The sequence below is a fragment of the Lysinibacillus sp. NPDC048646 genome, from assembly GCF_050272295.1.
Taxonomy (GTDB): domain Bacteria; phylum Bacillota; class Bacilli; order Bacillales_A; family Planococcaceae; genus Lysinibacillus.
On the sequence record NZ_JBNNLZ010000001.1, the window covers coordinates 1 to 26,515 of the forward strand.

Genomic DNA, 26,515 nt, shown 5'->3' on the forward strand with positions numbered 1-26,515 from the left:
CGAGCCATAAATATTTTCTCTTCGGCAGTAAAGTTAGCCATAAAAAACACCCCTAAATCGTTAGATTTGGTGTCTAACAATTTAGGGGCAGTTCAAACTCGAAAAATTGAGTTTGTTTACAGTCTTTTTTCTTTAAAAATAGAAGTATCTATATGAACCCGTTGATTTCCGCTACGGCGGACGCTTTCCTGGGGGCGAACCTTGAGCCTCCTCGTCGCTAACGCTCCTGCGGGGTCTCAAGCTGTTCGCTAGTCCCCCAAGGAGTCGCCGCCTGCACTTCAATCAACTAGAGTACGTCTATAAATGATTGAGGTAATGGTTATGATGACGAAAAATATAAATAATGAACGACATCAATTAGAAATGCTGACAATTGACCAAGTGTTTAGCGTCAAAGCCTTACTTATCCACTACTACATGGATTAACGTATCTTTGACCACATCGATATCAAATGCTTTACCAAAACCTACAACATAACGGCCTTCTAATGGTGTTAGCTTAAATAATGAGAAATCAAGCGTACGTAGCAGCTTCATCATTGGTGCGCTATGTACCTCATCGAATGTAGCAAACACTTCCTCATGCCCTTCATTGCCCAAATGCTTAGGCGTACATTGCCAGCGTGCGCGCTCAGCAGCAAAGCTATTAGACGTCACAGCTTCATCTGCAACACATAATACATCGACAAATTGTGCCTGCTCGAGTAGCTGAAAATGCTCTGCGATACGACTAATATAAATATAAAACTTGCCGTTTATACGTACAAAAGGTGTCGTGCTACTAAATGGCTTTCCTTCACCGTTTACTAGACTTAACACACAACTTTTTTTCCTTGAATAAACACTTCATAGTCTTGCTTAATTTTTTCAATATCTATTGTTTTTTTCATAATAGTGCCTCCTAACATTTAATGGTATTTTTCAATTGAATACGTGGTGCTGAATCCCATTCAACATGCTGAATTTCTGCCTCCATTTTATAAATGGTCTGAATCATTTGTTCTGTCATGACATTGTCTGGCGTACCCATTTGTGCACGATAGCCGTCTTTCACAACAACGATTCGGTCACTATAGCTTGAAGCCTGATTCAAGTCATGGAGTACCATGACAACAGTCATTCCCATATCGCGATTTAATTCACGTACTAGCTCAAGCACCTCATGCTGATGTGCAATATCTAAATAAGTGGTCGGCTCATCTAGTAATAATATTTGTGGTCTTTGTGCCAGTGCCATTGCAATCCAAGCCCGTTGTGATTCTCCACCTGATAATGCGGCAATGGATTGATCTTTGTATTGAGTAAGCTACGTTTTTTCAAGTGAGAAAGTCTTGTTTTTAGGAACGAAAAAAAGAATCATTCACCTAAAACCTGTGAATGATTCTTTATTATTTATAAATCAGGGCCAATAATCGAAATGGCTGGCTCTGCTTTTAATATTTTTGCTATTAAACGATCTACTGATTCCATTGATACAGCATCAATAGAAGCCAAAACTTCATCTACTGAACGATGTCTTCGATGTACAAGTTCACTTGTACCGTTGCGGTTCATACGAGCTCCAGTCCCTTCTAGCCCTAATACAAAACTACCTTTTAGCTGTTCTTTTGCATTATCTAGTTCTTCTTCTGTTACACCACCTGCTACGATATCAAGCATTGTGGCATCTATCGTATGTTGAAGCTGTGGCAATTGTTGACGACTTGTACTACCGTAAATCGTAAATGCGCCAACGTCTTCATAACAGGATTGATATGAGAAAATTGTATAGGCCAAGCCGCGTTCTTCACGCACCTCTTGAAACAGACGTGAGCTCATATTGCCACCGATAATATTATTGAATGCAATAAAGCTATACATATCTGGATCTTTTACACCAATTGCTGGATACGACAGCGCTAAATGTGCCTGCTCCGTATCACGTGCTTTCACAATTTCGCTTGCATGGAACTGAGGACTTGTCAGGATTGGCGCTACTGCTAGTGGTGATGCCTGATAATGCCCAAACAAGTTGTCAATAGTTGTCAAAAGTTCCGCTGATATATTTCCTGCAAGTGAAATAACAACGGATTCAGGTCCATAATGCTTAGCCATATAGTTACGAATCGTATCAGCAGTAAATGTTTGTAAAGTTCCTGCAGTCCCTAAAATTGGGCGACCCAGCGCATCATTGGGATACATAACTTCCCATAGCTTTTCATGGACATCGTCATCAGGGGCATCTTCACTCATTAAAATTTCTTCTAGTACCACTTGACGTTCCTTCTCTAATTCTTCCTTTGCAAATGTAGAATTAAAGAACATATCCGCTAATATTGTCATCGCCAGTTCCGCATGGTGGTCTAATACTTTTGCATAGTAACATGTATTTTCCTTGGATGTGAAGGCATTTAATTCTCCACCGATACGATCAAATTCCTCGGCAATTTGGCGTGCTGTACGCGTCTTTGTCCCTTTAAATAACATATGCTCGATAAAATGTGTAATACCGTTTTCCTCTGGCAACTCGTAGCGTGAACCAGCATCCACAAATATTCCAAGTGCCACTGAGCGCACATGGTCAATTTGCTCTGATACAATACGAACGCCATTTTGACATGTATGTACTTGTACCAAATAATCTCCTCCATTAGCAATATAGTATAGGATAAAAATGTTACTTTATCCAAAAAAGGCTGCGCATAACACGCAGCCTTTAACTTTATTATTTATCTTGTTCAGCGCGTTCTTTTTCTTCTTGTACAACCACTTTACGAGATAAGTTCACACGACCTTGCTTGTCGATTTCAATTACTTTTACAAGCAATTGATCACCAAGTTTAAGTACGTCCTCTACTTGTTTTGTGCGTTCTTCTTGGATCTCTGAGATGTGCAGTAAGCCATCTTTACCAGCGAAGATCTCACAGAATGCACCGAATTTTTCAATACGTTTTACTGTAGATAGGTAGTACTCTCCTACTTTTGCTTCACGTACGATATCTTCGATGATTTGTCTAGCACGAGCGTTCATTTCTTCATTTGCAGAAGAGATGTAAATTGTACCGTCTTGTTCTGTATCAATTTTTACGCCAGTTTCTTCAATGATTTTGTTAATCTGTTTACCACCCGGTCCGATCACGTCGCGGATTTTGTCAGGATTGATTTTCACGATCACAATTTTTGGTGCGTACGTAGATAATTTCTCACGTGGCTCTGCAAGTGTTGCAAGCATAGATTCTAGAATATGCATACGACCAATTTTCGCTTGTGTTAATGCTTCTTCTAAAATGTTACGTGATAAACCATCGATTTTGATGTCCATTTGAAGTGCTGTTACACCTTTAGCTGTACCTGCCACTTTAAAGTCCATATCGCCAAGGTGATCTTCCATACCTTGGATATCTGTTAAGATTGAGTAATGTTCACCTTTTTTAATAAGACCCATTGCGATACCTGCAACTGGTGCTTTTAAAGGTACACCTGCATCCATCATTGCTAGAGTAGAAGCACAGATTGACGCCTGAGATGTTGAACCATTTGATTCAAGTACTTCAGATACACAACGTATTGTGTATGGGAATGCATTTTCATCTGGTAAAACTGCTAATAATGCACGTTCACCTAAAGCACCGTGACCAATTTCACGACGACCTGGGCCACGAATTGGGCCAGTTTCCCCTACTGAGAATTGAGGGAAGTTGTAGTGATGCATGAAGCGTTTAGATTCTTCTATACCTAAGCCATCGATAATTTGTACGTCGCCAAGCGCGCCTAATGTACAAATTGAAAGGGCTTGTGTTTGTCCACGTGTGAATAGTGCCGAACCATGTGTACGTTGTAGTAAACCAGTTTCTGAAGAAAGTGCACGAATTTCGTCTAATTTACGACCGTCTGGACGAATTTTATCTTCAGTAATTTGACGACGTACTTCGTCTTTCACCATTTTATCTAAAATCGTGTGTACTTGTTTCATCGTTACATTATCAGCTTCTTGTTCTTCATAAGAAGCAACGATACGCTCTTTCACTGCTTGAATTGCTTCATCGCGCGCATGCTTTTCAGCAGTTTGAATCGCATCATGCATCTCAGTCTCACAAGCTGTTTTAATAGCAGCTTGAATCGCTTCGTCGATTTCGAATAAAGTAATTTCTTTTTTCTCTTTACCAACCTCAGCTACGATTTGCTCTTGGAAAGCGATAATTTTTTTAATTTCATCATGACCAAACATAATTGCCTCAAGCATAATTTCTTCAGGTACTTCTAGAGCACCTGCTTCAACCATGTTGATAGCATCTTTGTTACCTGCCACTGTTAAGTGTACAGTTGAATATTTTGATTGTTCGACAGTTGGGTTCACAACGAATTCACCGTCGATATAACCAACTTGAACGCCTGCGATTGGTCCGTCAAACGGAATATCCGAAATCGATAATGCTAAAGATGAACCGATCATTGCAGCCATCTCTGCCGTACAATCTGAATCATTTGACATAACCATAGAAATAACTTGTACTTCATTACGGAAACCATCTGGGAACATTGGACGAATTGGACGGTCGATTAAACGGCTCGTTAAAATCGCATTCTCAGAAGGTCGGCCTTCACGTTTGATAAAGCCACCAGGAATTTTACCCGCTGCATATAAACGTTCTTCATAGTTTACTGTTAATGGGAAGAAATCTAATGGTTTTGGTGATTTTGACATTGTCGCTGTAGCTAATACAGAAGTATCTCCATAGCGCACTAATGCAGCTCCATTTGCTTGTTTAGCTAACTGTCCTACTTCAATAATAAGTGGACGGCCAGCCCATTCGTAGGAATAGACTTTCTTTTCGTTCATTCAATGAACCCCTCTCTATTATAAAAACACTTACTCGTCTGTATGTACTAATAGTAAGTGTACCAAAAATGCTTGTTCTATGCTAAATATTTCATTAATAATCATACATTTAAATTCAGTTATTGCCAATTTATTTAGGATTTATTTCTTTTTGGTTCAAGTAGCTTTATTTTAGGTCGCAATAAAGTTTTAAAACATAAAGAAAAAGCGGGAATAATCCCGCTTTTCGATTGTCAATTAGCGACGTAAGCCTAAACGATTGATTAGTTCACGGTAACGTTGAACCTCAGTTTCACGAAGATATTTAAGTAAGTGACGACGACGACCTACCATTTTAAGAAGACCACGCTCAGAGTGGAAATCTTTTTTGTGTGTACGTAAGTGAGTGTTTAAAGCGTTGATTTCCGCTGTTAAAACTGCAACTTGTACTTCTGGAGAACCAGTATCACTTTCGTGTGTACGGTACTCAGCGATAATTTCGTTTTTACGTTCTTTTGTAATAGCCATTTATATTGACCTCCTAAATAATTGTTAATCCCCATTAGCACAGTATACGTTGGAGTCATCGAAATACCGAGCTAAGGTTAAGCACTTTATGCACTTCTGAATGTTACCATAAAACAATGGACCAAGCAAGCATTAACGCAGAGCCTCAAAATATTGAATCGTTTCCTGTTTGTCTTTTTCGATTTGTATTTTCAACGCTTCTATTCCATCGAATTTTCTCTCACTACGAATCCGTTTATACCAAGTAACATGTACTTCTTCACCGTAAATATTTTTTTCGAAGTTTAAAATATGTACCTCGATAGATAATGGCTTGTTATTTGGATCTTTGAACGTCGGTTTATAGCCTACGTTGCACACACCATCATACCATTTATTTTGTACAAGCAAACGAACAGCATACACACCACTTGCTGGAATAAACGCACCCTCTAATGCTTGAACATTCGCAGTAGGGAAGCCAATTGTACGTCCGCGCTTATCACCATGTACAACCATCCCCGTTATTTCGAAAGGTCGCCCTAATAGAACACGTGCTGCTTCCATATCGCCCTCTTGCAATAGCTTACGAATACGAGTGGAGCTAATTTTTTCAAGCTCATCTGCCTTCTTCTCAACTACTGTCACGCCATAATCCCCATCACTTAATGCGCGCATATCTTCCATAGTGCCTTTGCCAAATGCTCCAAATGAAAAATCAAAGCCTGCTGTCACATGCTGAATATTCAATGAACGAATAAAAGTTTCTACAAAATCTGCTGGTGAGAGCTTTGCAAAATCAGACGTAAAATGTACTACGAAAACTTTCTCAACACCTTGTTCTTCAAATAACTGTAATTTTTGTTGTAGTAATGTAATGTAAAATACCTTTTCATTACGTCCACCTAGCACCAACGAAGGATGTGGATCAAATGTCATAACGGCAGTTGGAATATGTCGCTTGTTGCCTTCTTCCTTAGCTGCTTCAATAACTGCCTGATGTCCAATATGCACACCATCAAAGAATCCAATGGCTAAAGAATACGGTTGCATACTTTCTCGTTGTTGTAATTGATGTGGGTATTTTAAATGAATGACCTCCATACAAAAAATCCTCCTACTCTATCGTTGGGAACATTTTATGTGGCTTCATAAACCCTTCCTTCGTTGGATGAGCCTGATATACCGCAAATGCTTTCCCATTAATTCCAAACACAATTTTATCATGTATCTTTAATAATGCATCTGCTGGAAGCACTTGTCCATTGAAAATTTCTTTTTCATTAGCTGACGATATCTCAATGTATGGATAATCTGATAATGCATATTCAACAGGTAAAATACATGTGTTGACTTGCTCTGCTTCCATCAGCTCCGCGACTTGTGCTAATGTAAAACAATGCGCTTGTGTAAATGTACCTGACGCTGTACGGACGAGTTCTTTCATATGAGCAGGATAGCCAAGTGCCTCGCCAATTTGAACCGCTAATGTGCGTATATACGTGCCCTTACTGCATGTTATACGAACAGGGAAAGTAACTTCTTGTCCTTCGTAAACCTCGGCATCATCTAGTAGCTCTAATTCATAAATTGTTACCTGACGGCTTGGTCTTTCGACAGTTTCTCCTTTACGTGCATATTCATATAAGCGCTTGCCATTCACTTTAACAGCTGAAAACATTGGTGGTGTTTGATTGATAAGCCCTGTCAAGGATGCTAATGCTTCGAGCACTTTAGCACGTGTAAAAGACTTATTTGTATGATCTTCCTCAACTGTTTCCCCTTCTGCATCCTCAGTCGTGGTTGTCCGTCCTATTGAAATAACCGCTTCATATGTCTTACCTGCATCTGTTAAATATTCTGCAATACGAGTTGCCTGTCCAATGCAAATAGGTAGGACCCCTTCTACACCAGGATCCAAAGTACCTGTATGGCCGACCTTTTTTGTACGTAATATTTTTCGTAATTTAAAGACGCAATCATGGCTCGTCATGCCGCGTTCCTTCCAAAGCGGTAAAATTCCGTTCATATATATCCCCCTAAAATTCACCTTGGCGTATTTGTACTGTCATAAAGAAAAAAGCCTGCCTGCATGGACATGCATGTGGCAGACTTCTTCATTTTTCTATTCTTATTAGACCTTAGCGCATCTCCCTCAAGCTTAGACGAAAGTGTCAGTACGCACTTTCACTTCGGGCTGTCCGACACACATGGATGTGTTAGTGCCGCAATCGCCACAGGATGTGGTGTTTTTTGCGGCCAACGCTTGAGGCTCACACGATGTGAGTCATGTCGGCAATGTCGCACGGAAGCGGCGTTTTTGCCGACACGGGGATAGACATGCGCTTAAGCACTTTTTTTATTCTTTGTGTAAATCACGTAGTAATGAATCAATTCGATTCCCATATTCAATCGATGAATCAAATTCAAAGATTAACTCAGGTGTACGTCTTAAACGGATACGTGAACCGATTTCTGAACGAATGAAACCAGAAGCTTTAACTAATGCTTTTAGTGTTTCCTCTCGTTCACGATCATTACCTAGAGAAGTAATATAGATTGTTGCTTGTTGTAAATCACCTGTTACTTCAACACCTGTAACAGTTACGAAGCCAACACGTGGATCTTTAACTTTACGGCCAATAATCTCACCAAGTTCTTTTTTCATTTGCTCAGCAACACGATTTGAGCGTAGAGACATAGTTCGTCACCTCAATTTCGATGTCCAGATATTTGCAATACTTGCTTGTATTTGACTCCTGCTGATACATTCCAACTGTATATACATATTGGAAAGTCGCACGATTGAATCCTTCAAGCAATTGCTGTACACGGAAAGTGACATAGCTGAAAACAGCAATATATTTGCTCGCATACAAGTAAATGCTAATACCCTTCCCTACTTATAAATAGTCTCGCCACACATTTAGCTGCTCCCAAGACGGATTTGACTGCAAATAATGGAGTGCATGATTGATTTCACGCTCAGCTGCATCTTTCGAAGAAGATACAGCAACAAGCGCTAATTTTGTTCGCTGCCACACATTTTGATGGTCAATTTCCGCAATGGACACGTTAAATTTCTGCTTTGTGCGGGTAATCATACGCTGTAAGACAGCGCGTTTTTCCTTTAACGAATGGGCAGTTTGAATGATGAATTCAACCTCTGCATAGACAATCATTATGAACGTTTAACTTCTTCCATAATGTAAGCTTCAATAATGTCGCCTTCTTTAATATCATTGAAGTTTGTAATTGTAATACCACATTCGTAACCTCTTGCAACTTCTTTTACTTCATCTTTGAAGCGTTTTAATGTATCTAGTTCACCTTCGAAAATCACGACGTTGTCACGGATGACACGTACGCCAGAATCGCGAGTTACTTTACCTTCTGTTATATAAGAACCGGCAATTGTACCAACTTTTGATACTTTAATCGTTTGACGAACTTCAGCCTGACCAATAATTTTTTCTTCAAATTCTGGATCAAGCATACCTTTCATCGCTTGCTCGATTTCTTCGATTACTTTGTAGATAACGCGGTGTAGACGAATGTCTACGCCTTCTTCTTCAGCTGCACGTTTTGCATTTACATCAGGACGTACGTTGAAGCCAATAACAATTGCATTTGAAGCTGCTGCAAGAGAAATATCTGATTCTGTAATTGCCCCAGCACCAGTATGAATAATTTTCACGTTAACGCCTTCGACATCAATTTTCATAAGTGATGCAGCCATTGCTTCTACTGTACCCTGTACGTCAGCTTTAACAATTAAGTTAAGTTCTTTCATTTCGCCTTGGCTCATTTGTTCAAACAAGTTATCCAGCGTGACACGTTGTTTTTCAGAACGTTGTGCTTGAATCGCTGTCATTGCTCGTGTTTCCCCAACTTGGCGTGCTGTTTTTTCATCTTCGAATACAACGAAGCGGTCACCAGCTTGTGGCACATCGCTTAAACCTGTAATTTCTACTGGTGTCGATGGACCAGCCTCTTTGACACGACGGCCTTTATCATTAACCATTGCACGTACACGACCATATGCATGGCCAACTACGATTGGATCTCCAACTTTTAATGTACCATCTTGTACTAAAAGCGTCGCTACCGAACCACGGCCTTTATCAAGCTGTGCTTCGATAACTGTACCAAGTGCTAAACGGTCAGGATTTGCTTTTAACTCTCCAACCTCTGCTACAAGTAATACCATTTCTAATAATGTATCGATACCTTCATCTTTTAATGCTGAGATTGGTACGAAAATTGTTTCGCCACCCCAAGCTTCAGGCACTAAACCATGTTCCGTTAATTCTTGCATAACACGATCAGGGTTCGCTGAAGGTTTATCCATCTTATTAACCGCTACAATAATTGGCACTTCTGCCGCTTTTGCATGGTTAATAGCTTCAACTGTTTGAGGCATTACACCATCATCCGCAGCTACCACTAAAATTGTTAAGTCCGTTACTTTCGCACCACGTGCACGCATAGTTGTGAAAGCAGCATGTCCAGGAGTATCTAGGAATGTGATTTTCTTGTCGCCTTCTGTTACTTGGTAAGCACCGATATGCTGCGTAATGCCACCCGCTTCTACAGCTGTAACTTTTGTATGACGGATAGAATCTAGTAACGTTGTTTTACCATGGTCAACGTGCCCCATTATCGTTACTACAGGAGGACGTTCTGATAATTCTGCTTCATTTACTTCCTCTGTTTGTTCGAAGTGCGTTTCTAAATCCGTAATATCTACACGAATTTCTTCTTCTACTTCTACACCATAGTCTGTACAAATTAACTCAATTGCATCCTTATCTAATTCTTGGTTAATTGTCGCCATTACACCAAGCATGAATAATTTTTTAATGATTTCAGATGGCTCACGGTAAAGTTTTTTAGCTAATTCTGCGACAGAAAGCGATTCAACAAATGTAATTTTTTCTGGTAATTCCTTTTGTTTCACTGGTAATGTAGGTTGGTGCGTTTTTGGATGACGGCGTTTACCACCGTGGATTCCTGGTTTTGGACGTTGGTTATAGCCACCGCCTCTACGGTTGTTATTATTATTATTGTTATTATTATTATTTTGTGTCATATTTCGATTTTGATTACCTTTTGTATTCTTAGATTTTTCGTTAGACGAATTTTGGTTTTGGTACGGTTGTTGCTGATTGTTCGTTCTCGGCTTAGAAGTAGCAGATTGCTGCTTTTGTCCCTCTTGTTTTTTCACCGATTGTTGTGGTTTTTGTTGCCCACTAGCTTGAGATCGTTGTGACGCATTTTGAGTAGGTTGTTTCGCTTGTTTTTTCTCAGATGCTGGTTTAAATGATTGGTTTAACTTTGTCACAGTATCATTTTCCAACATAGACATATGATTCGTTACACTCACATTTAATTTACTTAGCGCTTCAATAACCTCTTTACTCGATTTATTCACTTGTTTCGCATATTCATGAACTCTGATTTTGGTCATCTGCTCACCCCCGATTATTTTTCGTTGAGTAGACTAGACAATTTGCTTGCAAAACCTTTATCGGTAATAGCTAGAGCCACCCGGGCTTCCTTACCTGTTGCATGTCCTAGATCATAACGATCGCCAATTACATGATACTCAACGTTGTAATACGTACATTTATCTTGAATTTTTTTGCTAGAGTTTTTAGAAGCATCGTTTGCAAGCAGTACTAGCTTAGCATTACCATTGCGGACTTCCTTCACTACTAACTCTTCTCCTGAAATGACTTTACGCGCTCTTGTCGCGATGCCAAGCAAATTAAACACTGCTTGATTTGTCATAGTATTGACTCCCTACGAATGATTGTTAGTAACTCTTCGTAAATTTCTTCAGGAATTTCCACATCAAGTTGGTGCCCTAAAACATTTTTCTTGCGTGCGATGTCAATCGCCTGTTCTGACTTTGAAACATAAGCGCCACGTCCAGGCTTTTTCCCCGAAACATCAACACTTACCTCGCCTTCTTTCGAACGAACAACCCGAATCATTTCTTTTTTTGGTAGCATTTCTCCAGTGGCTACACATTTTCGAAGAGGCACTTTTTTATTAACCGCCATAAGAATCACCTTTCCTCTCTGAAGCTTCGTAAGAGGTGGACTAACCATCATCATAATTGCTTCGGCGGGGTGGTTCTGATTTGGAGTTGTACGACTACAATTCCAAATCCATGACATCCCCGCCGGAGACTCTGACTTAATTCAGTCGGTGCCCAACCGCCCACTGAATTAAGTCAGTTGACTAGTCACACAGGATTTCTTACTTATTCTTCGTCGTCTTGATATAAGTCAACTGCTACATCTTCGTAGTCGCTTTCTTCATCGTCTGCTGGTACGAAAGTGCTTGTTGCAGATGGATAAATACCTAACTCACGTGCATCTGTTTCACTTTTAATATCAATTTTCCAACCAGTTAATTTCGCAGCTAAACGAGCATTTTGACCACGTTTACCGATGGCTAATGACAATTGATAGTCTGGCACAACAACAGTTGTTGATTTCTCTTCTTCATTCACTTGCACATCTAATACTTTTGAAGGGCTAAGTGCATTTGCTACGAATACAACAGGATCTTCAGACCATTCTACAATATCAATTTTCTCACCATTTAATTCATTGACAATTGTTTGTACACGCGCACCTTTGGCACCAACACAAGAACCTACCGGATCAACTTCCTCATTATGAGCATAGACAGAAATTTTAGAACGATCTCCAGCTTCACGCGCAATTGATTTGATTTCAACAATACCCTCATAAATTTCAGGTACTTCCATTTCAAATAATCGACGTAGTAAGCCAGGATGTGTACGTGATACAATTACTTGTGGTCCACGTGTCGTACGTTCAACTTTCGTAATGTATACTTTGATACGATCATGCGGATGATACGTTTCACCTTGAATTTGTTCGTTTTGTGGTAACGCTGCTTCGACTTTACCTAAGCCAACATAAATATTACGTGCATCTAGACGTTCCACAACGCCTGTTACGATATCATCCTCGCGGTCAACATATTGCTCATAGATTAAGCCGCGCTCAGCCTCACGTACACGTTGTGTAACAACCTGTTTCGCTGTTTGGGCTGCGATACGGCCAAAATTACGAGGCGTTACTTCTTGCTCCACGATATCCTCTAATTGATAGGCTGGATTGATGATCTTGGCATCTTCTAATGAAATTTGTAGGCGTTCGTCCTCTACTTCTTCAACAACATCTTTTCGTGAAAACACACGAATTGAGCCCTTATCTAAGTTTAAATCTACACGGACATTTTGAGCTTGGTTAAAGTTGCGCTTGTATGCTGTTACTAATGCAGCTTCAATGGCTTCGATTAACACATCTCTTGAAATTCCTTTTTGTTCTTCTAGCGCCGTTAGCGCATCTAACAAATCACTACTCATTTTGTTTTCACTCCTAAATATGCATTATGCTGAGAAATCGATGGCAAGTCGTGCCAAAGCGATTTTTTCCTGTTCAATTGTTACTGTAATTTTTCGCGTTTTTATACGTACTTCCATAACCAATGTATGATTATCGTATGACGTTAAGTAGCCTTGGAATTCCTTCATGTCCTTGATGGGCTCATAGGTTTTTACATAAATTAATTTACCAATCGCTTTTTCAAAATCAGCATCTTTTTTCAATGGACGTTCTGCACCTGGTGAAGATACTTCTAAATAATAGTTTTGTGTAATCGGATCTTTTTCATCCAACAGTAAACTAAGTCTTTCACTAACTTGAGCACATTGGCCAATGTCAATTCCACCCTCGGGTGTATCTACATAAACACGTAAAAACCAGTTACGTCCTTCTTTTACGAACTCGACATTCACTAACTCAAGATTTAACTCTTCAACAATTGGAATGGCAAGTTCTTCAATAACAGATGGTACTTTGCTCATTGTTTCCTCCTGCATCTTTCAATTTCTGGCGTAATAAAACAGAAATTCCACCATTTGCTTTGGTGAAATTTGACGGTCTTACCTGCTGTTAGTCTAAAAATTTGTTTTGCTACAATATAACAACAGAAAAGAGCGGGAAGGACCCACTCTTTTGCTGGAAAACTATCAACAAATCATTACCATAAGGATAGCACAGTTCACATCACATTGCAAATTTCCTTATTTAGGACAATAAAGTATCGATCAATAATGCCTCGGCATTATTGCGTCCGGAATCGGCTTTGTGCTTGCACAAAGAACTCCTTTCCGATTTCCGTGACATCCGCCGGAGGCTTTAACTTATTTTAGCGGATGTTTGTACACCCGCTGAAAAGCAACTTAAATCCGCATTCATCTCACCACCTATAGAGGTGGGAGACTTCTGCTGAACGAAGTTAAAATAATGAAAGTTGATTTGCGTCGGGCATGCCTTCTAAGCAACCTAATTGATCCATGTACTCAATGAGTGTTTTTGAAACTCGACCACGTTGCTGTAAATCTTCCTTCGATAAAAACTCACCGTCTTCACGAGAAGCTACAATTGTTTTTGCAACGTTTGTACCTAGTCCAGGAATCGCATCAAACGGTGGAATTAAGGAAGTACCATCAATAATAAACTCACTAGCTTGTGAGCGATATAAGTCAACCTTCTTGAAACTCATACCACGTTCACACATTTCAAGCGCGAGTTCCATAACCGTCAGTAAGTTTTTCTCTTTAGTGGAAGCATCTAAGCCCTTCAAATTGATTTCATCAATTTTTGCACGAATCATTTGTGAGCCCTGTGTCATCGCAATCAAATCAAAATCATCTGCACGCACTGTGAAGTACGCTGCATAATATAAAATCGGAAAATGAACCTTAAACCAAGCTATACGTACCGCCATTAAGACATAAGCAGCCGCATGGGCCTTCGGGAACATGTATTTAATCTTTTTACATGATTCGATATACCAGCCTGGCACCTTATTTGCGAGCATTTCGGCTTCAAATTCATCGGATAAACCTTTCCCTTTACGAACAGACTCCATAATTTTAAAGGCCAACGACGGTTCCAGTCCTTGGTAAATTAAATATACCATAATGTCATCACGACAGCCGATTACTTCTTTTAGGACACAGGTGCCATTGTGAATGAGTTCTTGTGCGTTACCAAGCCACACATCCGTGCCGTGAGAAAGTCCTGAAATTTGCACAAGCTCCGAGAATGTCGATGGTTTTGTATCTTCTAACATTTGACGCACGAAACGTGTACCAAACTCAGGTATTCCAAGCGTTCCAGTTTTACAGCCAATTTGCTTTTCAGTTACACCCAATGATTCAGGCGAACTAAAAATTTTCATAACGACCGGATCATCTGTTGGAATGGTTTTTGGGTCAATACCCGATAAATCCTGCAGCATCCGAATCACAGTCGGATCATCGTGTCCGAGAATATCGAGCTTTAGAATATTGTCGTGAATGGAGTGGAAGTCAAAATGTGTTGTACGCCACTCTGAATCCTGTGCATCCGCGGGAAACTGTACGGGTGAGAAATCAAAGATATCCATATAATCGGGGACTACGATGATCCCTCCAGGATGTTGCCCTGTCGTACGTTTTACGCCGGTACAGCCTTGAACTAAACGATCTACCTCCGCACCACGGAAATGTAAATTATGGTCGTTTGCATAACCCTTCACATAGCCGTAAGCTGTTTTCTCCGCAACTGTACCGATTGTTCCTGCACGGAATACATAATCTTCACCAAACAGCTCCTTAGTGTAGTTATGTGCCTGAGGTTGATATTCACCTGAGAAGTTCAAATCAATATCTGGCACTTTATCGCCTTTGAAGCCTAGGAACGTTTCGAATGGAATATCTTGACCATCTTTTTTATAAGGTGTGCCACATTCCGTACAGTCCTTATTTGGTAAGTCATAGCCTGAGCTTACCGAACCATCGTCAAAAAACTCCGCATGCTTACAATTAGGACAAATATAATGAGGTGGTAGTGGATTCACTTCGGTAATTTCCATAAAGGTAGCGACAAGGGAAGAACCAACCGAACCACGAGACCCTACTAAATAGCCATCCGCCAGTGATTTTTTCACAAGCTTTGCGGAAATTAAATAAATAACGCCAAAACCATGTCCTAAGATTGATTTTAATTCCTTCTCTATACGTGCTTTAACGATTTCTGGTAATTCATCACCGTAAATGCGATGGGCCATCTCATACGTTAAATTTGTCACTTCATCATCAGAGCCTTCAATTTTTGGTGTATAGAGATCATCCTTAATCGGTTTTACATCACCAATCATAGCTGCGATTTTTTGCGAATTTGTAACGACAACTTCTTTCGCAATATCTGGACCTAAAAAATCAAATTCTTCGAGCATTTCGTCCGTTGTTCTAAAATGAACCTCTGGTAACTTCGATTTATTTAAAATACTGGCGCCACCTTGGGAACGAATCAATATTTGTCTAAACATGGCATCTGTTGGATCTAAATAATGAACATTCCCAGTTGCAACGACCGGCTTATTAAGCTTCTTCCCTAGCTTTACAAGCTTACGAATAATATCCTCAATCGTCCATTCATCCCGTACAACATTACGTTCGATTAATGGTGCATAAACAGCTTTGGGTTGCACTTCTATATAATCATAAAATCTCGCAACTTTTTCCGCTTCCTCTGGCGATTTATTCATCATCGTTTCAAACACTTCTCCATTACTGCAACCAGAGCCGATTAATAACCCTTCTCTATACTGTTCGAGCGTTGCACGTGTTACCCGGGGTACACGGTAAAAGGTTTTTGTATGGGCATGGGTCACAATTTTAAACAGATTTTTCAAGCCATCATTATCTACTGCTAAAATGGTGCAGTGCATTGGTCGCGCTTTTTTATACGCATCACCACCGCCGATATGCTTATTGAAATCATCATGATATTTGATAGCCAGTTCATCCGCTTCTTTTAACAGATGCAATAGTAAATAGCCAGTTGCCTCTGTATCATAAATGGCACGGTGATGCTGGGTCAATTCAATCCCAAATTTCTTGCACAGTGTATTTAAGCGATGATTTTTCATCGTTGGATGTAATAAACGTGCAAGCTCTAGCGTATCAATTACTGGATGAACGGTGTCTTCTAGACCATATTTCTTATATCCGGTGTATAAAAAGCCCATATCGAAGGATGCATTATGTGCCACGACGATAGCGTCCTCAATAAATGCATGAAACTCATGGATGACTTGCTCGACTTCCGGGGCATTACGTACCATATCATCTGTGATGCCTGTCAGTTCAATGGTCGTTGCCGAAAGTGCATGATGTGGATTTGCAAAACTTTCGTATTTGTCGATAACATGGCCACCTTTGATTTTTACCGCTGCGAGCTCAATGATCGTATCGTAAGCTGTAGAAAGACCTGTTGTTTCTACGTCAAAGACGACATAGGTTGTATCTTCTAAAGCTCGATGCTCAGCGGCATAAGCAATCGGTACACCGTCATCTACTAAATTTGCTTCCAAACCGTAAATGACCTTAATGCCATGTTTTTTCCCCGCGCCATAAGCATCTGGGAAAGATTGCACAACAGCATGATCAGTAATAGCAATCGCTGGATGTCCCCACTTAGCTGCTTGTGCCACAAGTCTATCTACTGATGTGACCGCATCCATTTGACTCATCGGCGTATGCAAATGTAACTCTACACGTTTTTCGCCTTCTGGTGCCTTGTCCTGGCGTGTTTCTTTTTTTACTTCATTAATATCATTGGCCATGACGATTAAATCACGAATAAACGTATCGGTTTGTACCGAGCCACGTACTTTTACCCACATCCCTTTTTTTAAATGTTGCATGAGTTCTGCATCATCATTATCACGTGAGAACATTTTCACAATGATGGAATCTGTATAGTCGGTAATTTTAATTTGCAACAACGAACGACCACTTTTTAGCTCTTTAATTTCTGTATCGAACACAAAACCTTCTACGATAACACGGCGTTCTTCCTCAACAATGCGCTTAATTTCCATGATTTCATCATCTTTAATATGCATACCAAGTTGGAATGGTCGATCCCCAAGTGCCGCCAATGCTGGATTATCTTTCTTCTCCTGCTCACGTTTTTGGAAGTCTTGCACGGCTTGTTGCGCCATTGCAGCTTCTTCTAAACGCTTCTGCTCTATAAAGGCTTCTTGTGCTGCTCGCATTTCTTCCGTTTCATCTTGTAGCATGAAATCCATCGCTATCGGTGGAAATCCAAATTGACAGTAGCTCGCTGATAATTTCTCTGCATACTTCGTTTTCAGCATCATGAATTCCATTTCCTGCATGCAAGTTAAGGTAATTTTTTGACCATTCCACATAGGAATTTGCGAGACAAGACAATTTTTCAAGGTTGGCGCCATATCATCGATTTGTTCTACAACCGTTAACCAATATGCTTGAATTAGTTCCTCTGTTACATTTTTTTCTATCGTTTCAAAGGTTGTATTTATTTGAGCAATAGCAGCAAATTTCTCAGCTAAATGTGTGTGAAAAAGCTGATATAACGGAAATGGCAGAATTTCACGTAATTTAATAGTAAAATGCCAGAGCCTATTTTTTTTATGCACGGTTAAGCGTGATAACTCGCCTTCTTCAAAAAAGGACATATATACATCATCAGTTAACTCTAGTTGCTGCAAGAGCATTTGGAATTTCATTCTTGCCTCTTGTTGCTGTTCCAATCGGTTGACACCTTCCTTCACTTTTATGAAAAAAAAGAGGCAGTTTGAAAAGCCTCTTGTGCTATTTCTTATCTAGCGGATACTATATCAATTATGCCTCGGCATAATTGCGTCCGAATTCGGCTTTGTGCTTGCACAAAGAACTCCTTTCCGATTCCGTGACATCCGCCGGAGGCTTTAACCTCTTTCAGCAGGTGTTTTTTGTGCGAAAGCGTAGCGGCAGCAACAGGTGTTTTTTGTGCGAAAGCGTAGCCCCAGCAACAGGTGTTTGGACACCCACTGAAAAGTAACTTAAACCCCCATTTATCTCACCATCTATAGAGGGAGACTTCTGCTGAAAGAAGTTAAAATTTGATGCAAAAAAAATTCGCTCCCTTTCTACGGGCGATCCGCAAAACCTCACAGATATCTTAGTATCTGTGGGGAATTGCTTGGCTCGCTTTCCCGCAGGATTGTCGCGAATTTTTTGCTTGATCCTATCATTAAAAAAACATGCTTCTAATTGGAACATCTACATCCTTTTGAAAATCACACGTTCAAAAGGGTATTAGTTCTTGCGGAAAAATTCGTTTAAGCGATCAATGACCTCTTCTTTTTGCCATTCAAACGTTTCGCCTGATTGACGGAATTTCACTTCAACTATACCTTCTGACGCCTTTTTACCAACTGTTACACGGACAGGTAGACCAATCAGATCCGCATCCGCAAATTTAACGCCTACCCGTTCAGCACGATCATCTAAAAGCACATCATAGCGATATGATTTCAATAAGCCGTATAACTCATCTGCTAAAGCAACTTGTGCCTCATCCTTTGCATTCACAGGCACGACATGAATATCATATGGCGCTAATTGTATAGGCCATGTAAAACCATTGTCATCTTGGAAATGTTCGGCTACAGCTGCTAAAATACGTGAAACGCCAATGCCGTAGCAGCCCATAATAAATGGTTGTGCCTTCCCTTGCTCATCTAGGAATGTACCATTCATTTTTGCAGAATATGTTGTGCCCAATTTGAAAATATGACCTACCTCGATACCTTCTGCAAATTTGATAATTCCTTGTCCATCAGGCGATGGATCTCCCTCTTGGATAAAACGAATATCTAAATATTCATTCACAGCGAAATCACGCTCATGGTTAACATTCACTATGTGGAAGCCGTCTTCGTTCGCACCAGCTACACCGTTACGAATTGATTTAATAGCATGATCAGCAACTACTTTCACGTCAACCGGTAATTTAACTGGACCAATTGAGCCCACACCACAGCCAAGTAATTCGCGAATTGCTACTTCACTTGCAAGTTCAACATTTCCTGCATCTAATGCATTTTTCAGTTTAATATCATTAATTTCGTGATCACCACGAGCAAGAACTACAACTAATTCACCGTCAACATCAAATACTAATGATTTGATAACTTTTGAAGCCTCGACATTCATGAAAGCCAATATTTCTTCTATTGTTTTTTGATCAGGTGTTGCTACTTTTTCAAGGTCTTTTAATGCCTCTGATGAAGGTTGATAGTCAACAATGACTTCAGCCATCTCTATATTTGCCGCATAATCAGAAGTATCTGAGTAGGCAATCGTATCTTCCCCGATTTCAGAAAGACACATGAATTCATGCGTTCCTTTACCACCAATTGAACCTGCATCCGCAATAACTGCACGGTAGTTTAAGCCCAGACGAGAGAAGATATTTGAATAAGCACGATACATATCATCATATGTTTCATCTAAGCTTTCACGAGATGCGTGGAAAGAGTATGCATCTTTCATAATAAATTCACGTCCACGTAATAAGCCGAAGCGAGGACGTTTTTCATCACGGAATTTTGTTTGTATTTGATAGAGTGTTAATGGTAATTTTTTATATGATTTAATTTCATCGCGTACTAAAGTTGTAATCACTTCTTCGTGTGTTGGTCCTAATGCAAAATCGCGATCATGACGGTCTTTTAAACGCATTAATTCTGGACCGTATTTTTCCCAACGACCCGATTCCTGCCAAAGCTCTGCAGATTGTAAGGCTGGCATTAATAATTCGATAGAATTAACAGCCTCCATCTCTTCACGAATAATACTTTCAATTTTTGTTAACACACGTTTTGCAAGCGGTAAATACGAGTATACCCCACTTGTATTTTGACGAATAAACCCTGCACGTAGTAATTGCTTATGTGATTTAACATCTGCATCAGCAGGTACTTCACGTAGCGTAGGGATAAATGTTTTACTTTGCTTCATTCAGTGTTCCACCTTTTTATCAATTTGCCTCGGCGTATTTGTGTCTAGATTTAAAATTATGTAAAAACAATACACTCGTTTATCCATGACATCCACCGCGGGCTTAGCTTCAATCAGCAGGGGTCAGTATCCTGCTGAAGTTAAGTTAACTTCACTTCGCATTCTTCCCACTACTAGTAGCGTGGGGAAAATGTTGAAGAAAGTTAAATAGATAAGTTCCTTCTCTAGCATAATCAAATTTAGCTTTGAACGCAATGTTTCCAAAACAATTGCGTTCAAAGCTAAGATTTACAGTCAATTTCACCTTGGCATCTTTGTATCTTCTGACATCTAACGCCAGAGGCTTAAAGTAAATTAAGTTGACATTTGAACGGTCACTCCATTTACTTTAAAAGAAAAATCGTTGGATATCATTCCATGTGACTACGACCATTAAAATCATTAATAATACGATGCCAACAAAATGAACGATCCCTTCTTTTTGACGATCGATTGGCTTGCCTCGTACTGCCTCGAAACCAAAGAATAGTAAACGGCCACCATCTAGTGCTGGAAGAGGTAGTAAGTTCATAATGCCAAGGTTGATACTTAGCATTGCAGCCCAATTCATTAAGTTAACGAACCCATACTGTGCTACCTGCTCTGTCGCTTTATATATACCTACTGGACCTGATAGAGCATCTATCGTAAATTTCCCAGTAATGAGCATGCCTAGAAGCTCAAAAATCTTCATCGTCATATTGTACGTTTCTTGTGCACCGAACACGACTGCCTTTAGCGGATTAAATTCACGTGGACTCTCGTAAAGAACACCAATTTGACCATATTTCTTGCCATCCTGTTCGGTTTCTTTTACCATCATATTCAAGTTTACTAACTGCCCACTACGCTCAACCGTTACATCAATTGTTTCGCCTGGACGATCCTGTACAATCGCAGCTAAATCTTGCCACTTTTCAACTACTTGTCCGTCAATTGATTTCACCTTATCACCTGCTAGCATACCTGCCTGTGCGGCTGGATCATTTTCTACTACTTCTGTAATAATCGGCTCATAGGTAGGTACGCCGTTAAATAAACCGATCAGCAAATAGATGAAAAACGCTAAAATAAAGTTAAACAAAGGGCCTGCAAAAATCGTCATAGCACGTTGACCAACTGTTTTTGCGTTAAATTGGCGATCATATGGTGCAATTAACGTTTCTCTGCCATTTTCAACAAGTACACAATTTCGTGAGACACTATATCGAACTAGCGTTTCTTCTTCATCATAGCCTTCAATAAATAAATCTTTTTCTAAATCCGCACGCTCAACTTCTAAAAATAATAAATCAGGTAATTGCCTATTATTTTGATTGAAGATTATCTTTTTAACAATGTTATCTTCATTGACAATGAGCCCAACACGGTAGCCCGGCTGTAATTCCGAGCCGTCCATATCCTCGCCTGCCATACGTACGTAACCACCAATCGGCAATAAACGTATTGTATAAATTGTTTCACCATGTGTCTTGCCGTAAATTTTTGGACCCATCCCTATAGCAAATTCACGAACCATAATTCCTGCGCGTTTCGCAAATAGGAAGTGACCAAGTTCATGGAAGAACACAAGGGAGCCAAAAATAAAAATAAATGCAATGGCTGTTTGCATAATACCCCACCTTTAAAAGCGAATAGTTAACGACGTCTTAACCTCGTTATTTTACCATGTCTAATACTATTTTTCTTGTCTCACTGTCCACATGTAAAATTGTTTGTAAATCTGGCACTAAAATATTGTGATGTGCTTGCATGACACGCTCAATGGTTTCATCAATTTCAAGGAATGTTATTTTCCCTTGTAAAAATGCCGCAACAGCCGCTTCATTCGCTGCATTCATCGCTGTTAAAATTGTACCACCTGTACGACCGGCCTCATATGCAAGTCGCAATGCTGGATAACGGTCAAAGTCCATGTCTTTAAAATGTAACTGACCGATTTGCGCTAAATTAAGTCGTTGACCATTATGCAACGGCATACGATCTGGGTAGCTTAGTGCATATTGAATAGGTACACGCATGTCCGGTGTACCCAGCTGTGCAATGACACTAGTATCATGATACTCAACTAGGGAGTGAATAATACTTTCTCTATGCAAAAGTACATCAATTTTATCATATGGCATATCAAATAAGACATGCGCTTCTATGACTTCTAGCCCTTTATTCATCATTGTTGCCGAATCTATCGTAATTTTAGCACCCATTGACCAATTCGGGTGATTTAGTGCATCAGCTACTGTTACATGTTTTAATTCATCACGTGTTTTGTCACGGAAACTACCACCAGACGCTGTAATAATTAAGCGCTCAATATTTTTTCGATTCTCGCCATTCATTGATTGGAAAATGGCTGAATGCTCACTATCGACTGGTAAAATTGGTGCGTTGTATTTCTTGGCCTCTGCCATCACCAAGTGCCCTGCTGTTACAAGCGTTTCCTTGTTAGCGATGGCAATCGTTTTACCCATCCGAATTGCGGCAAGTGTCGATTCTAATCCAACACTACCAAGCACTGCATTGACTAGAATGGTTGAATCAGGATGTGTAGCAACCTCTACAAGTCCTTTTGCGCCAAATGTAAAATGCACATTCGGATAAGCCTTTGTGAGCGTAAGTGCATCCTCCTCAAGCTGAACTGATACAAGCTCAGGCTGCAATGTCTCAATCATCTCACGCGTTTTTTCCATATTTCTCCCTGAAGAAAACGCCACGAGATGAAATGCATCACGTTGTTCTTTTAAAATATCATAGGTTTGCCAACCGATAGAGCCAGTTGCACCCAATAAACTAATTTTTTTCACGACAAAATGTCCCCTTTTTATACCTAAGCAAATGAAGATACTACAATCGGTTTTCGCCTACCACTTTTAGAGGAGGTGAATTCTTTAGAATAACGTTCACAATTTCCTAGTTACCGAAAAGATGTAAAAAATGGAGCAAAGGCACGACGAATAACAGACTATCGAAGCGGTCTAGAATCCCGCCATGCCCAGGTAGAATATTGCCTGAATCTTTTACGTCGAAATGACGTTTGATAGCTGACTCTACTAAATCACCCATTTGCCCAATAATGGAAGCCAAAATTGTGATAAAGATTAATAAAACATAACTATTCATAAATGGATAAATCACTTGAAATCCAACTGCGAAAATGACCGCAACGACAATCCCACCGACAAAGCCCTCCACTGTTTTTTTCGGTGATATTTCTGGCCAAAGCTTATTTTTCCCCAATTTTCTTCCTACAAAATATGCGCCTGAGTCTGTCGTCCAAACAACAAGCAGACAGTATACGACAAACTCCAGACCATTATTACGTGTCTCAATTAAATAATGGAAGCCAAGACCAACATAAAATGCACCTAGCAAAATAAAGCCAATTTCATCAAATGTAATTTTATTTTTCACTAGTACCACATAAATAAGCAGTAACATCATTAGTCCATATACAACCATTAAAACGGATGAATAACCAATTGCTTGTTCTACCTCGCTTGCCCAGTCCTTTGGTATAACCAGCATAATAAGTGTTAGTAGTCCTATAAACCCAGGTACTGAAAAAATTGAAATACCCTTCATCTTTAGTATTTCATAAAAGCCGACAACAGCCATTGCAAGCACTAGTAGTGTAAATGGCACCTCTCCATAAATGACAAATGGAATGAATAGTGCAGCTGCAATTATTGCTGTGATGATTCTTTGTTTCAAGTTGTTTCTTCTCCCTTCAACCCTCCGTAACGGCGATTACGTTTCTGATAGTTTTCCACCGCTTCGAGTAAGTTTTCCGCACTAAAATCTGGCCACAATGTATCTGTAAACCAAAGTTCCGTATAGGCGAGTTGCCATAACATAAAGTTACTTAATCGTACTTCACCACTTGTACGAATTAATAAGTCTGGCTCTGGTAAATGGGCTGTCATTAAATGAGACGTCATACATTCCTCATTAATGTCTTGCATCGTTAATTGGCCGTCCTGCACCTTTTGAAGCATCGTTTTCATAGCGCTGACCATTTCTGAACGACTCCCATAATTCAAGGCAAAGTTTAAAATTAGTCCCGTGTTATGCTTTGTCTCTTCCATTGCCTCATACAGTGCTTTTTGCGTATGAGCCGGCAATAAAGAAGGGTCACCAATCATCTCAACTCGTACATTGCGTTCCATCATCTCCGGTAAAAAAGATCCTAAAAATTCTACAGGTAGACGCATGAGAAAATCGACCTCTGGTTTTGGTCGTTTCCAATTCTCTGTAGAAAACGCATAGACCGTTAATACTTGAATACCAAGATCTGACGCAAATCTCGTTACTTTTCGTACTGTCTTCATACCTTCATGGTGCCCAGCAACACGTGGCATTGCACGTTTCTTTGCCCAACGTCCATTTCCGTCCATAATAATCGCTACATGGGCAGGAATTGGCTCGCTTTTAGAAAGGGCTACTCGTTCCTCCAATGATAGTGTATTAATATTTACTTGTTTACCTAATAGCTTCTTAAACATGCTAACTCCCCCACTACAACTAATCGGACGTATACTCACCTATCATAACAAAAAAAAGTGCTTTTTGTCTTTTTTTTCCCTCTAAATTGACTATGTATGAACTAGCTTATTTTAGAACAAATACAGCTTAAACATAATTCGGTACATATCTGTATACCCGCTGACAAGGAATAAAAATCAGTTCTTATCAAAATGATGGGAGACTTCTACTGAATTAAGTTAAAAAGAGAAAAGACGTCCTGTTATGTATAGGACGCCTTCATCTCATCAAAAAGTTCCATCAAAGAGTGTAAAGCGTCTGCTTACACGTCTAGAATTTCTTTTTCTTTTTCTTTCGTTACCTGATCTACTTTTACGATGTAATCATCCGTTAATTTTTGAATATCCTCACCGTAGCCACGTAGATCATCTTCTGTGATTTCGCCAGCTTTTTCAAGTTTTTTCAAATCGTCATTAGCGTCCCGACGTACGTTACGGACAGCAATTTTTGCATCCTCTGCTTCTTTTTTCACTTGCTTTACAAGGTCTTTACGGCGTTCTTCCGTTAAAGCAGGAATCATTAAACGAATAACTGTTCCATCATTTGTTGGTGTAATCCCAATATCAGATTTCATAATCGCTTTTTCAATCTCACCTAAAACTGTTTTATCGTAAGGTGTAATGACTAATAGACGTGCTTCTGGCACAGCTACACCTGCAAGTTGATTAATCGGTGTTGGCGCTCCATAGTATTCTACAGTAATCCGATCTAGTAGTGATGCGTTTGCACGACCTGCACGAATTGAAGCCAATTCACGTGAAAAAGCAGCGATTGTTTTGTTCATTTTTTCTTTAGCTTGTTCTAAAACTTGTTTAGCCATTATGCATTCCTCCTAACAACTGTTCCAATTTTCTCGCCTTGCACGGCACGCTTAATGTTACCGGTCTCCGTAATTGAGAAGACAATTAACGGAATATCGTTATCCATACATAAAGTAGAAGCTGTTGAGTCCATTACTTGTAAACCTTGTTGAATAACTTCTAAGTATGTGAGTGTATCATATTTAACGGCAGTAGCGTCTACCTTTGGATCTGCCGAATAGACACCATCTACATTATTTTTCGCCATTAAAATCGCATCTGCGTCAATTTCTGCTGCTCGTAAAGCTGCAGTTGTATCTGTAGAGAAGAACGGGTTACCCGTACCTGCAGCGAAAATAACTACTCGCTTTTTCTCTAAATGACGAACTGCTTTACGACGAATATATGGCTCTGCTACTTGTGTCATCACGATAGAAGATTGCACACGTGTTTCAATGCCTAATTTTTCAAGAGCATCTTGTAAAGCTAATGAGTTCATAACCGTTGCTAACATGCCCATATAGTCAGCTGCCGCACGATCCATTCCCATTTCGCTACCGATTTTTCCACGCCATATGTTACCGCCACCTACAACAACAGCAACTTCTACATCAAGATCTACTACTTCTTTTACTTCTTCTGCAACAGACTTGATAATTTTTGGTGATAAACCGAAGCCAGCTTCACCCGCTAACGCTTCACCACTTAATTTAATGACTACTCGTTTATATTGTGGCACACTCATTGTAAACCTCCGTCAGACATTTATTTAAAACATTTCTATTCCTTTTCCATTATAGTATATCTAACAATAATTGCTAGTTGTGAATAAGGAGAATAGAAAATTATATAGCTCATCACCATATCGTGGGGTTGATTTCCGTTCCGACTGGGCGC

Annotated in this window: 21 protein-coding genes and 1 pseudogene; all 22 read right to left on the reverse strand. The window is 39.8% G+C overall.

Annotated features, from left to right (window positions below; all coding sequences use genetic code 11):
* Positions 1 to 399: 399 nt before the first annotated feature.
* The 22 genes and pseudogenes from ACQKII_RS00005 to pyrH all read right to left on the reverse strand — a co-directional run bounded on the left by ACQKII_RS00005 (position 400) and on the right by pyrH (position 26,363).
* Positions 400 to 819, reverse strand: a complete 420-nt coding sequence (locus ACQKII_RS00005) for a heme iron utilization protein (RefSeq protein ID WP_427455120.1) — start codon at positions 817 to 819, stop codon at positions 400 to 402.
* A gap of 82 nt (positions 820 to 901) precedes the next feature.
* Positions 902 to 1,279: pseudogene (locus ACQKII_RS00010) on the reverse strand (ABC transporter ATP-binding protein); the annotation flags it as partial.
* Between the two features lie 113 nt (positions 1,280 to 1,392).
* The gene (locus ACQKII_RS00015; protein ID WP_427455122.1) at positions 1,393 to 2,616 is read right to left on the reverse strand and encodes a M16 family metallopeptidase; all 1,224 of its coding nucleotides are present in this window, start codon (positions 2,614 to 2,616) and stop codon (positions 1,393 to 1,395) included.
* A gap of 88 nt (positions 2,617 to 2,704) precedes the next feature.
* Positions 2,705 to 4,819 (reverse strand): polyribonucleotide nucleotidyltransferase, encoded by a 2,115-nt coding sequence (gene pnp, locus ACQKII_RS00020; RefSeq protein WP_427455124.1) that lies wholly within the window; start codon positions 4,817 to 4,819, stop codon positions 2,705 to 2,707.
* 237 nt (positions 4,820 to 5,056) lie between these two features.
* Positions 5,057 to 5,326, reverse strand: coding sequence for a 30S ribosomal protein S15 (rpsO, locus tag ACQKII_RS00025; RefSeq protein WP_427455126.1), 270 nt, complete (start codon positions 5,324 to 5,326; stop codon positions 5,057 to 5,059).
* Between the two features lie 132 nt (positions 5,327 to 5,458).
* Entirely contained in the window at positions 5,459 to 6,409 is a 951-nt protein-coding gene (gene ribF, locus ACQKII_RS00030) for a riboflavin biosynthesis protein RibF (RefSeq protein ID WP_427455128.1), read from the reverse strand.
* A gap of 13 nt (positions 6,410 to 6,422) precedes the next feature.
* A complete protein-coding gene (truB, locus tag ACQKII_RS00035; protein ID WP_427455130.1) occupies positions 6,423 to 7,334 on the reverse strand; it encodes a tRNA pseudouridine(55) synthase TruB in 912 nt (303 codons plus the stop codon).
* A gap of 330 nt (positions 7,335 to 7,664) precedes the next feature.
* Positions 7,665 to 8,006, reverse strand: a complete 342-nt coding sequence (gene rbfA, locus ACQKII_RS00040; protein ID WP_427455132.1) for a 30S ribosome-binding factor RbfA — start codon at positions 8,004 to 8,006, stop codon at positions 7,665 to 7,667.
* Positions 8,007 to 8,208: 202 nt separating this feature from the next.
* The gene (locus ACQKII_RS00045) at positions 8,209 to 8,487 is read right to left on the reverse strand and encodes a DUF503 domain-containing protein (protein WP_010858486.1); all 279 of its coding nucleotides are present in this window, start codon (positions 8,485 to 8,487) and stop codon (positions 8,209 to 8,211) included.
* Entirely contained in the window at positions 8,487 to 10,775 is a 2,289-nt protein-coding gene (gene infB / locus ACQKII_RS00050) for a translation initiation factor IF-2 (RefSeq protein WP_427455134.1), read from the reverse strand. Before infB ends, ACQKII_RS00045 begins: the two co-directional genes overlap by 1 nt.
* A gap of 14 nt (positions 10,776 to 10,789) precedes the next feature.
* Positions 10,790 to 11,098 (reverse strand): YlxQ family RNA-binding protein, encoded by a 309-nt coding sequence (locus ACQKII_RS00055; protein WP_427455136.1) that lies wholly within the window; start codon positions 11,096 to 11,098, stop codon positions 10,790 to 10,792.
* The gene (gene rnpM / locus ACQKII_RS00060) at positions 11,095 to 11,373 is read right to left on the reverse strand and encodes an RNase P modulator RnpM (protein ID WP_427455138.1); all 279 of its coding nucleotides are present in this window, start codon (positions 11,371 to 11,373) and stop codon (positions 11,095 to 11,097) included. Before rnpM ends, ACQKII_RS00055 begins: the two co-directional genes overlap by 4 nt.
* Positions 11,374 to 11,576: 203 nt before the next feature.
* Positions 11,577 to 12,716 (reverse strand): transcription termination factor NusA, encoded by a 1,140-nt coding sequence (gene nusA, locus ACQKII_RS00065; protein WP_427455140.1) that lies wholly within the window; start codon positions 12,714 to 12,716, stop codon positions 11,577 to 11,579.
* A 24-nt stretch (positions 12,717 to 12,740) separates the two neighbouring features.
* Complete coding sequence (rimP, locus tag ACQKII_RS00070; protein ID WP_427455142.1) at positions 12,741 to 13,217, reverse strand: ribosome maturation factor RimP; 477 nt, start codon at positions 13,215 to 13,217, stop codon at positions 12,741 to 12,743.
* A 434-nt stretch (positions 13,218 to 13,651) separates the two neighbouring features.
* A complete protein-coding gene (locus ACQKII_RS00075) occupies positions 13,652 to 17,983 on the reverse strand; it encodes a PolC-type DNA polymerase III (protein WP_427455144.1) in 4,332 nt (1,443 codons plus the stop codon).
* A gap of 547 nt (positions 17,984 to 18,530) precedes the next feature.
* Positions 18,531 to 20,237, reverse strand: coding sequence for a proline--tRNA ligase (locus tag ACQKII_RS00080; RefSeq protein ID WP_427455146.1), 1,707 nt, complete (start codon positions 20,235 to 20,237; stop codon positions 18,531 to 18,533).
* 388 nt (positions 20,238 to 20,625) lie between these two features.
* Positions 20,626 to 21,888, reverse strand: coding sequence for an RIP metalloprotease RseP (gene rseP / locus ACQKII_RS00085; RefSeq protein WP_427455148.1), 1,263 nt, complete (start codon positions 21,886 to 21,888; stop codon positions 20,626 to 20,628).
* A gap of 46 nt (positions 21,889 to 21,934) precedes the next feature.
* On the reverse strand, positions 21,935 to 23,080 hold the full coding sequence (gene dxr / locus ACQKII_RS00090) for a 1-deoxy-D-xylulose-5-phosphate reductoisomerase (protein ID WP_427455150.1): 1,146 nt from the start codon (positions 23,078 to 23,080) through the stop codon (positions 21,935 to 21,937).
* A gap of 106 nt (positions 23,081 to 23,186) precedes the next feature.
* A complete protein-coding gene (locus ACQKII_RS00095; RefSeq protein ID WP_427455152.1) occupies positions 23,187 to 23,987 on the reverse strand; it encodes a phosphatidate cytidylyltransferase in 801 nt (266 codons plus the stop codon).
* Positions 23,984 to 24,778 (reverse strand): isoprenyl transferase, encoded by a 795-nt coding sequence (locus ACQKII_RS00100; RefSeq protein ID WP_427455154.1) that lies wholly within the window; start codon positions 24,776 to 24,778, stop codon positions 23,984 to 23,986. The genes ACQKII_RS00095 and ACQKII_RS00100 overlap by 4 nt, the downstream gene beginning before the upstream one ends.
* Before the next feature lie 302 nt (positions 24,779 to 25,080).
* Positions 25,081 to 25,638: a ribosome recycling factor gene (gene frr / locus ACQKII_RS00105; protein ID WP_143997689.1), complete on the reverse strand. Its 558-nt coding sequence runs from the start codon at positions 25,636 to 25,638 to the stop codon at positions 25,081 to 25,083.
* Positions 25,638 to 26,363: a UMP kinase gene (gene pyrH, locus ACQKII_RS00110; protein ID WP_427455156.1), complete on the reverse strand. Its 726-nt coding sequence runs from the start codon at positions 26,361 to 26,363 to the stop codon at positions 25,638 to 25,640. The genes frr and pyrH overlap by 1 nt, the downstream gene beginning before the upstream one ends.
* Between the last annotated feature and the right edge of the window lie 152 nt (positions 26,364 to 26,515).

Coding starts and splice junctions, on each gene's coding strand:
- ACQKII_RS00055 (WP_427455136.1), bottom strand. CDS start 11,098: ATGACAAATCAAGCAGTGTTTAATTTGCTTGGCATCGCGACAAGAGCG.
- ACQKII_RS00045 (WP_010858486.1), bottom strand. CDS start 8,487: ATGATTGTCTATGCAGAGGTTGAATTCATCATTCAAACTGCCCATTCG.
- truB (WP_427455130.1), bottom strand. CDS start 7,334: ATGAACGGAATTTTACCGCTTTGGAAGGAACGCGGCATGACGAGCCAT.
- rseP (WP_427455148.1), bottom strand. CDS start 21,888: ATGCAAACAGCCATTGCATTTATTTTTATTTTTGGCTCCCTTGTGTTC.
- rnpM (WP_427455138.1), bottom strand. CDS start 11,373: ATGGCGGTTAATAAAAAAGTGCCTCTTCGAAAATGTGTAGCCACTGGA.
- infB (WP_427455134.1), bottom strand. CDS start 10,775: ATGACCAAAATCAGAGTTCATGAATATGCGAAACAAGTGAATAAATCG.
- pyrH (WP_427455156.1), bottom strand. CDS start 26,363: ATGAGTGTGCCACAATATAAACGAGTAGTCATTAAATTAAGTGGTGAA.
- pnp (WP_427455124.1), bottom strand. CDS start 4,819: ATGAACGAAAAGAAAGTCTATTCCTACGAATGGGCTGGCCGTCCACTT.
- rimP (WP_427455142.1), bottom strand. CDS start 13,217: ATGAGCAAAGTACCATCTGTTATTGAAGAACTTGCCATTCCAATTGTT.
- nusA (WP_427455140.1), bottom strand. CDS start 12,716: ATGAGTAGTGATTTGTTAGATGCGCTAACGGCGCTAGAAGAACAAAAA.
- rbfA (WP_427455132.1), bottom strand. CDS start 8,006: ATGTCTCTACGCTCAAATCGTGTTGCTGAGCAAATGAAAAAAGAACTT.
- ACQKII_RS00080 (WP_427455146.1), bottom strand. CDS start 20,237: ATGAAGCAAAGTAAAACATTTATCCCTACGCTACGTGAAGTACCTGCT.
- ACQKII_RS00100 (WP_427455154.1), bottom strand. CDS start 24,778: ATGTTTAAGAAGCTATTAGGTAAACAAGTAAATATTAATACACTATCA.
- ribF (WP_427455128.1), bottom strand. CDS start 6,409: ATGGAGGTCATTCATTTAAAATACCCACATCAATTACAACAACGAGAA.
- rpsO (WP_427455126.1), bottom strand. CDS start 5,326: ATGGCTATTACAAAAGAACGTAAAAACGAAATTATCGCTGAGTACCGT.
- frr (WP_143997689.1), bottom strand. CDS start 25,638: ATGGCTAAACAAGTTTTAGAACAAGCTAAAGAAAAAATGAACAAAACA.